The sequence below is a fragment of the Streptomyces sp. ISL-66 genome, assembly GCF_018614135.1.
Classification (GTDB): Bacteria; Actinomycetota; Actinomycetes; order Streptomycetales; family Streptomycetaceae; genus Streptomyces.
In genome coordinates this window covers 21,315-30,980 of record NZ_JAGGOW010000061.1, presented here as the reverse complement: position 1 = coordinate 30,980, position 9,666 = coordinate 21,315, and the positions used below count along the sequence as shown (strand labels likewise).

The following is a 9,666-nucleotide window of genomic DNA, read 5'->3' as shown; positions in this document are numbered from 1 at the left end:
GCTGAGCGCGGCGGCCGCCTGCGCCTTCCGGCCGCTGCGGCTGGCCGCCGCCCGGGGGGCCAAGACCTTCGCCCCCGCGCCGATGGCGGCGCGGCCGGCGCTCGCGGGCACGGGGCACCGTACGCGGTTCCCGGCACATTCCGTGGGACGGCGGGGACCTCCTCGCGTACGCGGCGCGCTCGCTCGCGCCTGACGTACGCAGGCAGTCCACCCTTCCCCCGGCTCCCGTCCGGGGTCACATTCCACGGAGATCACCATGAGCGCACGCAACAGCCAGGCGAACAAGGCCGCGGCCCGCGAGAGGCTGCGCGCCGAGCGCGAGCAGCACGCCAAGAAGGCCAAGGTCCGCCGGCAGGTGTTCGTGGCCGCCGGTGTCGTCGGCGTCCTCGCCCTCGCGGGCGGCGTCGGCTACCTGGTCGTGCAGGCCAACAAGCCCGGCGAGTGGGACAAGGCCGCCGACGCGGCCGTGGTCGCGCCGAAGAACACCACGGGCGAGAACGGCACGACCGTCGTCCTGGGCAAGGCCGACGCCAAGAAGACCCTGGAGCTGTACGAGGACTCGCGCTGCCCGGTCTGCGCGACCTTCGAGCAGGCGGTCGGCCCGCAGCTCAAGACGGACCTCGACGCCGGCAAGTACAAGATCCAGTACATCGGTGCCACCTTCCTCGACAAGGGCTTCCCGGGCAGCGGCTCGAAGAACGCCCTGAGCGCGCTGGGCGCGGCCCTCAACGTCAGCCCCGAGGCGTTCCTGGAGTACAAGACGGCCCTCTACTCCGCGGCCAACCACCCGGAGGAGAAGGACGACAAGTTCGCCAAGGACGACTACCTGCTGTCGGTCGCGAACCAGGTCCCGTCGCTCAAGGACAACGCCGAGTTCAAGAAGGACGTCGAGGACGGCAAGTACAACCGCTGGGCGCTGGAGATGTCCAAGGCCTTCGAGAAGAGCGGGGTGACGGGCACGCCGACGCTGAAGATGGACGGCAAGAAGATCGAGCCGCTGCCGCAGTCCCCCGAGGCGTTCACGACGGCGATCGACAAGGCCATCGCCGGCTGAGGCCTCCCCCGCTCCCCGCCGGGCGGCGGAGCACCGAGAGCCCTGCGGGCCGACGGGCGGGCGAACTCCTGGAGTTCGCCCGCCCGTTGCCGTCACAAGGCTGTTCCACGGGCGATACCCGTCGGTAATATGATGACCCGTGACCAGTCAACTCAGCTCCCCCGCCCCCGCGTCGGCCCCCGAGCCGACCCCACGCCGCCGTACGGTCGTCCTGGCCGCGGCCGCCACGGCGGCGCTCGCCCCGATGTCGGCGCTGGCCTCCGGCACCGCCCGGGCCGCCACGAGCGCCTCCGGCGCCCCCACCTTCACGCACGGCGTCGCCTCCGGCGATCCGCTGCCCGACGGAATCCTGCTGTGGACCCGCGTGACCCCGGCCGACGGGGCCGAACCGGGCTCCGGCCTGGGCCCGGACACCGCGGTGGACTGGGAGATCGCCGAGGACAAGGCCTTCTCCCGGATCGTCGCGCACGGCCGCGTCACCGCGAGCGCCACCTCGGACCACACCGTCAAGGCCGACGTACGGGGGCTGCGGCCGCAGACGGCGTACTGGTACCGGTTCACCGCCGGTGGCGCCGTCTCCCCGGTCGGACGGACCCGCACCGCGCCGGCCGCCGAAACCACCACCGCCGGGGTCCGCTTCGGCGTGGTCTCCTGCGCCAACTGGGAGTCGGGCTACTTCTCGGCGTACCGCCACCTGGCCGCGCGGGCCGACCTGGACGCGGTCCTGCACCTGGGCGACTACATATACGAGTACAAGAGCGGCGGCTACCCGGAGGCGAAGTACGTCGTACGGCAGCACGAGCCGGCGCACGAGATCCTCACCCTGGCCGACTACCGCACCCGCCACGGCAAGTACAAGACGGACCCGGACCTCCAGGCCCTGCACCAGGCCCACCCCGTCATCGCGATCTGGGACGACCACGAGATCGCCAACGACACCTGGTCCGGCGGCGCCGAGAACCACGATCCGGCCACCGAGGGCGAGTTCGCGGCCCGCGCGGCGGCCGCCCGCCGGGCGTACTTCGAGTGGATGCCGGTCCGCACGTCCACCGAGGGCACCGTCTACCGCCGGCTGCGCTTCGGCACCCTCGCCGACCTGCACCTGCTCGACCTGCGCAGCTTTCGCTCGCAGCAGGCGGCCACCGGCAGCGGCACGGTCGACGACCCGGAGCGCACCATCACCGGCCGGGCGCAGCTGGACTGGCTGAAGGCCGGGCTGGCGGGCTCGCAGGCGACCTGGAAGCTGGTGGGCACCTCGGTGATGATCTCGCCGGTGGCCTTCGGCTCGCTGCCGGCGCACCTGCTGGAGCCGCTCGCGGAGCTGCTCGGCCTGCCCGAGGGGGGCCTCGCGGTCAACGTGGACCAGTGGGACGGGTACACGGACGACCGCAAGGAGCTGCTGGGCCACCTGACGGACCGGGGCATCCGCAACACCGTCTTCCTGACCGGCGACATCCACATGGCGTGGGCGAACGACGTCCCGGTGACGGCGGCCACCTATCCGTGGTCGCGGTCGGCGGGCGTGGAGTTCGTGGTGACCTCGGTGACCTCCGACAACATCGACGACCTGCTGCACGTGCCGGCCGACACGGCTTCGCTGGTCGCGGAGACGGCGATCAAGGCCGCCAACCGGCACGTGAAGTGGCTGGACATGGACGCCCACGGATACGGGGTCCTGGACGTGACGGCCGAGCGCTCGCAGATGGACTACTACGTGGTCTCCGACAAGCGGCGCCAGGACGCCACGGCCGCCTGGCAGCGCTCGTACCGGACGCTGAACGGTACGCAGAAGGTGGAGCGGGCGGACCGGCCGGTGCTCTGACATACCGTCAAATCTCCTGCGAGGAGGGGCGTCTGGTGCAGACCAGGCGCCCCTTTGACATCAGAAGCAACAAATCTTTTACGTCAGAGTCTTGACCTGTATATGACAGTCAACCGTAAGCTTCGCGCCAGCATGAGGAGATCCCTTCCTGCCATACCCCCCACTTACGAGGAGCATTCGTGCGCGCTCTTGCCCGCATATCCCCCCTGCTTCGCCGTCGCCTGATGGGTGCCGCCGTACTCACCGGCACCCTGGCGTTCACCCCGCTCGCCGCCCCCGGCACCGTCGCCGCCGCCGCCAAGACCGGCGCCGAGGTGTGTGCCCAGGAAACCGCCGGCGCGGCCAACGCCCGCGTGGCGCGCCCGAAGGACAAGAACGCGGCCGAGCCCAACGAGGTCACCGAGGCCCAGTCCAAGGCCATGGACGCCGACCTCAAGGCGAAGCTGGACAAGATCTCGAAGGGGCCGCGCAGCCTGACCGCCGCCGATGCCGCCACGAGCATCCCCGTGTACTTCCACGTCATCCACTCCGGCACCACCGGAAAGCTGACGTCCACCGATGTCAGCAAGCAGCTGGCGGTCCTCAACGCGGCGTACGCCGGCCAGGGCACCGGCAACGCGGACAGCACCTACCAGTTCACCCTGGCCGCGACCGACTACACGGACAACGCCACCTGGTACAACCTGGCTTCCGGCTCCACGGCCGAAAAGGACATGAAGTCCTCCCTGCGCAAGGGCGGCGCGGGCGCGCTCAACATCTACACCGCGAACCTCTCGGGCGGGCTGCTCGGCTGGGCCACCTTCCCCAGCTCGTACGCCTCCCAGCCGTCCATGGACGGCGTCGTCGTCCTCGACACCTCGCTGCCGGGCGGCTCCGCGGCGAACTACAACGAGGGCGACACCGCGACCCACGAGGTCGGCCACTGGATGGGGCTCTACCACACCTTCCAGGGCGGCTGTAACGGCAGCGGCGACTCCGTCTCGGACACCCCGGCCGAGAAGAGCGCGGCCTTCGAGTGCCCGACCGGACGCGACACCTGCGCCAGCAAGGCGGGCGTCGACCCGATCCACAACTTCATGGACTACACGTACGACTCCTGCATGTACCAGTTCACCGCGGGCCAGGTGAGCCGCATGAAGAGCATGTGGACGGCGTACCGCGTCTGAGCTCCGACACCGGGACGTTCCGGCGTTCCGACGATCTGATGTTCTGACGTTCTGACGCACACATGACGACGGGGCCCCCTTTCGAGGGGCCCCGTCCGCGCGTTCCGCTCCGGCCTCCCGGTCGGCCTGCCTACAGGCTGTCGAGGAAGCCGAGGGCGACCGTCCACGCCTGCTCGGCGGCCTCGGCGTCGTAGTCGTCCAGGCCCGGGTCCGTGAACAGGTGCCCGGCCCCCGGGTAGCTGTGGACCTCCACGTCCGCTCCGGCCCGCCGCATCCGCAGGTACCAGGCGGTCAACCAGTCGTGCGGTTCGAACGGGTCGGGGTCCGCGATGTGCAGCTGCACCGGCAGCTCGTCGACCGCGGCGTTCTCCTCCAGATCGGCCGTGCCGTGCAGGAGCAGCAGCCCGCGCGCCTTCTCGTCGGCGAGCGCCAGGTGCTGGGCGATCGAACCGCCGAAGGAGAAGCCGACGTAGACCAGCCCCTGATCGGAGTAGGGGGCCGACGCCAGCACCGCGCGCTTGAGCAGCTCGTCACGGCCGACCTCTTCCTGGTGGGCCATGCCCTCCTCGACGGTCTCGAAGGTGCGCCCCTCGAAGAGGTCCGGTACCTGGACCTCGTGCCCGGCCGCGCGCAGCCGGTCGGCCGCCTCCCGCACCGCGGGCCGCAGCCCATAGGTCGAATGGAAAAGCATGATGTTCATGCCTCCATCGTGCCAGCTCCCGCGGACGCCCTCCGGCTACGTTGGCATCCATGGACACGGACTCCCTCCTGCGCCCGGTCCCGGTCCTCGCCGGCACCCTGGCCGTCACCCTGTTCGCGGGCTGGCTGCTGGACCTGCTGCTGCGCCGCGCCGACGCCCGGCACAGCGAGACCCCGCTGTGGGGGCTGCTGCGCCGCTGCCGTCCGCCGTCCCTGCTGGTCCTGGCCGCCTCGCTGCTCCAGGGCGTGCACCGCCGCCAGGACGGCTGGGGCCACGCGCTGACCCTGGTCCTGATCGCCGCGGCCGCATGGCTGTTGGTGCGCATCACCACGGCGATCGTGGACTCCGTCTACGCCCGGTTCGCGGCCGACCATCCCGACGACGCCCGCGTCCGCCGGGTCCGCACCCAGGTCACGCTGATCCAGCGGGTGGTCACGGCGGTGGTGATCGTGGTGGCCGCCGGGGCGATGCTGCTCACGTTCCCCGAGATGCGGACGGTCGGCACCTCAATGCTGGCCTCCGCGGGCGTCCTCGGCATCGTGGCGGGCATCGCGGCCCAGTCCGCCCTCGGCAACCTCTTCGCCGGACTCCAGATCGCCTTCGGGGACACCGTCCGGATCGGCGACACGGTGGTCGTGGACAAGGAGTGGGGCAGGGTCGAGGAGATCACCCTGACCTTCCTCCCGTCCGCACCTGGGACGAGCGCCGGATCACGATGCCGGTGTCGTACTTCACGAGCAAGCCCTACGAGAACTGGTCGCGCGGCGGCGCGCAGATGACGGGCACGGTGTTCTGGTACCTGGACCACAGCGCCCCGGTGGACCTGATGCGGGAGCAGCTCCCGCGGATCCTGCGGGACATCCCGGAATGGGACGGCCGCACCGCCACCCTGGCCGTCACGGACACCACCCCGCACACGATCCTGGTCCGCGCGGTGGTCACGGCGAAGGACTCCGACGACGTCTGGACGGTCCGCTGCGCGGTCCGCGAACGCCTGATCACCTGGCTCGTCACCCACCACCCCCACGCCCTTCCCCGCATCACCACCTCCCCGGCGTTCCCGCCGGACGAGCCGGGCGCATCCGGCCCCGCCGGCGCCTGAGGCGCGGGGTCCGGTGGTGGGGGTCCGGTGGTGGGGCCCTACGGGCTCCGGAGGCTGCGCACGTCCAGATGGCGCAGGACCCGGTCCACGATCTCCGGATCGGCGCCGGGTTCGCTCCGGGCCGCCAGTACCTCGTGGCGGGCGGCGGACATCATCTCCTTCTGGATGCGCTGCACGTCGCGGATCCGCTCCACCCGCTTCTCGTACGCCTCGCGCCGCTCCTCGTCGACCATGTCGGGGCTGATCCTTGCCCCCACGTCGTACGCACGCCGGTGGAGCACCTCCACCAGGTCCTCCGGGAGGTCCTCCGCCTGCTCGATCTCCTTCAGCCGCCGCTTCGCGGCCTTCGCGGCACGGATCGCGAGGTCCCGGGCGATCGCCGCCTCCTCGTCGGTGTCCGCTTCCACGGCGAGCCTGCGGACCAGCCACGGCAGGGTCAGCCCCTGCACCACCAGCGTCGACATGATCACGGCGAAGGCGATGAAGATCATCTGGTCCCGGCCGGGGAACTCCGCCCCGTCCGCCGTCCGGAGCGGGATGGCCAGGGCGAGCGCCACGGAGGCCACCCCCCGCATCCCGGCCCACCACATCACCACGGACTCCCGCCAGCTCAGCGGGATCTCCTCGTCGTAGTCGCGCAGCGAGTGGAGCCGTTTCGCGAGCCAGCCGGCCGGCAGCAGCCACAGCAGCCGTACGCCGACCACCACCGCGACCACGGCCGCCGCCCAGCCGGTCATCTCCCACTCCCGGCCGCGGGCGACGCCGAAGACGTTGTGCAGCTCCAGCCCGATCAGGCCGAACGCGACGCCCGTGACGAGCATGTCGACGACTTCCCAGAACGTGTGCCCGGCCAGCCTGCCGAGCACGTCGTCGGCGTCGGTCGCGTATTCCGCGAGGAACAGCGCCGTGGTCAGCACGGCCAGCACCCCGGAACCCTGGCACTCCTCCGCCACCACGTACGCCACGAACGGCACCAGCAGCGTCAGCCCGATCTGGAGCGTGGCATCGCCGAGCAGCCCCATCAGCCGGTTGGCGGCCCAGCCCAGCGCCAGCCCGACGGCGACGGCGACGACGGCGGAGAGCACGAACTCCCCGAGCGCCGCGGGCCACGAGAAGCTCCCGCTCACGGCGGCGGCGATGGCCACGTGGTAGAGCACGATGGCGGTGACGTCGTTGAAGAGCCCCTCGCCCTCCAGGATCGACACCATCCGCCGGGGCAGCCGGAGCGCCCCCGCCACGGCGGTGGCGGCGACCGGGTCGGGCGGCGCGACGAGCGCGCCGAGCGCGACGGCGGCGGCGATCGGGAGCCCGGGCACGACGGCGTGGGCCACGGCGGCGACGGCAGCGGTCGTGACGAAGACGAGCGCCACGGCCAGCAGCAGGATCGGCCGCACATTGGCGGCGAACTGTCGCCAGGAGGTCCGCTGTGCGGAGGCGTAGAGCAGCGGGGGCAGCACGAGCGGCAGGATGAACTCGGGCGGGATGTCGATGTTCGGCACGACGGGCACCAGCGCGAGCACCACCCCGCCGAGCGTCATCAGCACCGGCGCGGGCAGCCCCAGCCGATCTCCGAGCGGCACGGTGACGACGGCCCCGAGCAACAACACGAACAGCAGAGCAAGCTGATCCACTCCCTCACCCTGCCATCCCCACCCCCGAAGCTGCCTGAGGCGCGGGGCCCGGCCCCGACTCCGGCCGGGGTTACGCCAGGGCGCGGCGCATTGACCGGTGCGCGATCCCCGCGTCCTCGAACTCCGGCCCGTAGGCCACGTACCCGAGCCGCTCGTAGAAGCCCAGCGCATGCGTCTGCGCACCCAGGTCGACGGACGACAGCCCCAACCGGGCCGCCTCCGCCTCGATCGCCCGTACCAGCGCGACGCCGACGCCCAGCCCGCGCGCGGACTTGGCGACGGCCAGCCGGCCCAGCGAACCGACGTCCGGGGAGCCGGTCTTGCCCAGGGCCCCGGGCCCGTGCAGCAGGCGGCCCGTACCGAGCGGCGCCCCGTCCGGCCCCTCGGCCAGTACGTGGACGGCGATCGCGTCGTACGCGTCGTACTCGACGGACTCCGGCACGGACTGCTCGACCACGAACACCTCGGTGCGCACGGCGAAGCACGCCGCCAGGTCCGCCTCCGTAGAAGCGACCCGCACCGAGTAGGACGTCACTCGCTTTCCTTGCGGATCACGTCCAGCGCGTGCTGCAGGTCCGCCGGGTACGTGCTCTCGAACTCCACCCACCGGCCGTCGGAGGGGTGCTCGAAGCCGAGCCGCACGGCGTGCAGCCACTGCCGGGTGAGCCCGAGCCGCTTCGCCACCGTCGGGTCGGCGCCGTACGTCAGGTCGCCGACGCAGGGGTGGCGGTGCGCGGCCATGTGGACGCGGATCTGGTGCGTGCGCCCGGTCTCCAGCTTGATGTCCAGCAGCGACGCCGCGCGGAACGCCTCGATCAGGTCGTAGTGGGTGACGGAGGGCTTGCCCTCTTGGGTCACGGCCCACTTGTAGTCGGCGGTGGGGTGCCGCCCGATCGGCGCGTCGATCGTGCCGCTCATCGGGTCCGGGTGGCCCTGCACCAGCGCGTGGTAGCGCTTGTCGACGATCCGCTCGCGGAACTGGTTCTTGAGCGAGGTGTACGCGCGCTCCGACTTCGCGACGGCCATCAGGCCGGACGTGCCGACGTCGAGGCGGTGCACGATGCCGCGGCGCTCGGCGGCGCCGGAGGTGGAGATGCGGTACCCGGCGGCGGCCAGGCCGCCGATGACGGTGGTGCCGGTCCAGCCGGGGCTGGGGTGCGCGGCGACGCCGACCGGCTTCATGATGACGACGATGTCGTCGTCATCATGGACGATCTCCATGCCGGGGACGGGCTCGGCGACGATCTCGACCGGCCGCGGTGGGTCGGGCATCTCGACTTCGAGCCAGGCGCCACCGTGCACGCGCTCGGACTTCCCGACGACACTGCCGTCGACCGACACCTTCCCCGCGGCCGCGAGGTCGGCCGCCTTCGTCCGGGAGAAACCGAACATACGGGCGATGGCGGCGTCGACGCGCTCGCCCTCGAGGCCATCGGGAACGGGCAGGGTGCGGATCTCGGGAATCGTACTCACCTGTCGAGTATGCAGGACCGGACAGACGCCCGGTCCCGCGATCAGTCCTTGTGGACGGTGCCGTCCGGGTCCAGGCCCCTGAACGACAGCAGGACGATCAGGATCCCTCCGCACACGATCGCCGAGTCCGCGAGGTTGAAGACCGCGAAGTGGGCGGGTGCGATGAAGTCGACGACCGCGCCGCGGAAGACGCCCGGCGAGCGGAAGATGCGGTCGGTCAGGTTCCCCAGCGCTCCGCCCAGCAGCAGGCCCAGCGCGATCGCCCACGGCAGGCTGTACAGCTTCCGCGCGAGACGCACGATGACCACGATGACGGTGGCGGCGATGCAGGTGAAGATGATCGTGAAGGCCTCGCCGAAGCCGAACGCGGCGCCCGGGTTGCGGATCGCCTCGAACTTCAGCAGGTCGCCGATGATGTGGATCGGCGGCTGGTGCTCCAGCTTCGCGACGACCAGCATCTTGCTGCCGAGGTCGAGCAGGTAGGCCAGTACGGCCACGACGAGCAGCGCGACGATCCGCCGCGACCCCTTGGGCGCGGCGACTTCCTGCTCGGTGCCGTCTTCGCCCGCCTCCGGCGTACCGATGATGCGCTCCGCCTCTGCCACGTGAGTCCCTCGAACTAGCCCGAACCAGGTTGCCGACCGTCCCGCCAGGCTCGCTTCCGGACCCTGACGAGACACGAGGGTACGTCAGGGCGTCCCGGGGCCGCCGACCTGCC

At 71.4% G+C, this 9,666-nt stretch carries 8 protein-coding genes and 1 pseudogene; 4 read left to right on the top strand and 5 right to left on the bottom strand.

Annotation, left to right across the window (positions count from 1 at the left end):
- Nucleotides 1-256 precede the first annotated feature (256 nt).
- The 3 genes from J7E97_RS12920 to J7E97_RS12910 all read left to right on the top strand — a co-directional run bounded on the left by J7E97_RS12920 (nt 257) and on the right by J7E97_RS12910 (nt 4,042).
- Nucleotides 257-1,054, top strand: a complete 798-nt coding sequence (locus J7E97_RS12920) for a DsbA family protein (protein ID WP_215026117.1) — start codon at nt 257-259, stop codon at nt 1,052-1,054.
- A 139-nt stretch (nt 1,055-1,193) separates the two neighbouring features.
- The gene (locus tag J7E97_RS12915; protein ID WP_308346482.1) at nt 1,194-2,876 is read left to right on the top strand and encodes an alkaline phosphatase D family protein; all 1,683 of its coding nucleotides are present in this window, start codon (nt 1,194-1,196) and stop codon (nt 2,874-2,876) included.
- 224 nt (nt 2,877-3,100) lie between these two features.
- Entirely contained in the window at nt 3,101-4,042 is a 942-nt protein-coding gene (locus tag J7E97_RS12910; RefSeq protein ID WP_215026125.1) for a zinc metalloprotease, read from the top strand.
- A 130-nt stretch (nt 4,043-4,172) separates the two neighbouring features.
- Here the strand turns inward: J7E97_RS12910 and J7E97_RS12905 are convergent, their stop codons facing one another.
- Entirely contained in the window at nt 4,173-4,742 is a 570-nt protein-coding gene (locus tag J7E97_RS12905; protein WP_215026114.1) for a dienelactone hydrolase family protein, read from the bottom strand.
- 50 nt (nt 4,743-4,792) lie between these two features.
- Between J7E97_RS12905 and J7E97_RS12900 the strand changes: the two are divergent.
- Nucleotides 4,793-5,844, top strand: a pseudogene (locus tag J7E97_RS12900) (mechanosensitive ion channel family protein).
- Between the two features lie 38 nt (nt 5,845-5,882).
- Here J7E97_RS12900 and J7E97_RS12895 read toward each other — a convergent pair.
- From J7E97_RS12895 to lspA, 4 genes are all read right to left on the bottom strand, one after another.
- Nucleotides 5,883-7,475: a Na+/H+ antiporter gene (locus J7E97_RS12895; protein WP_215026112.1), complete on the bottom strand. Its 1,593-nt coding sequence runs from the start codon at nt 7,473-7,475 to the stop codon at nt 5,883-5,885.
- A gap of 70 nt (nt 7,476-7,545) precedes the next feature.
- The gene (locus J7E97_RS12890; RefSeq protein ID WP_215026110.1) at nt 7,546-8,010 is read right to left on the bottom strand and encodes a GNAT family N-acetyltransferase; all 465 of its coding nucleotides are present in this window, start codon (nt 8,008-8,010) and stop codon (nt 7,546-7,548) included.
- Nucleotides 8,007-8,948: an RluA family pseudouridine synthase gene (locus J7E97_RS12885; RefSeq protein WP_215026107.1), complete on the bottom strand. Its 942-nt coding sequence runs from the start codon at nt 8,946-8,948 to the stop codon at nt 8,007-8,009. The genes J7E97_RS12890 and J7E97_RS12885 overlap by 4 nt, the downstream gene beginning before the upstream one ends.
- A gap of 41 nt (nt 8,949-8,989) precedes the next feature.
- Complete coding sequence (gene lspA / locus J7E97_RS12880; protein WP_215026104.1) at nt 8,990-9,553, bottom strand: signal peptidase II; 564 nt, start codon at nt 9,551-9,553, stop codon at nt 8,990-8,992.
- Nucleotides 9,554-9,666: the final 113 nt, after the last annotated feature.

What these genes read in the sequence shown, in the direction of transcription:
- J7E97_RS12920 (WP_215026117.1), top strand. Translation starts at nt 257, where the DNA reads ATGAGCGCACGCAACAGCCAGGCGAACAAGGCCGCGGCCCGCGAGAGG.
- J7E97_RS12905 (WP_215026114.1), bottom strand. Translation starts at nt 4,742, where the DNA reads ATGAACATCATGCTTTTCCATTCGACCTATGGGCTGCGGCCCGCGGTG.
- J7E97_RS12910 (WP_215026125.1), top strand. Translation starts at nt 3,101, where the DNA reads ATGGGTGCCGCCGTACTCACCGGCACCCTGGCGTTCACCCCGCTCGCC.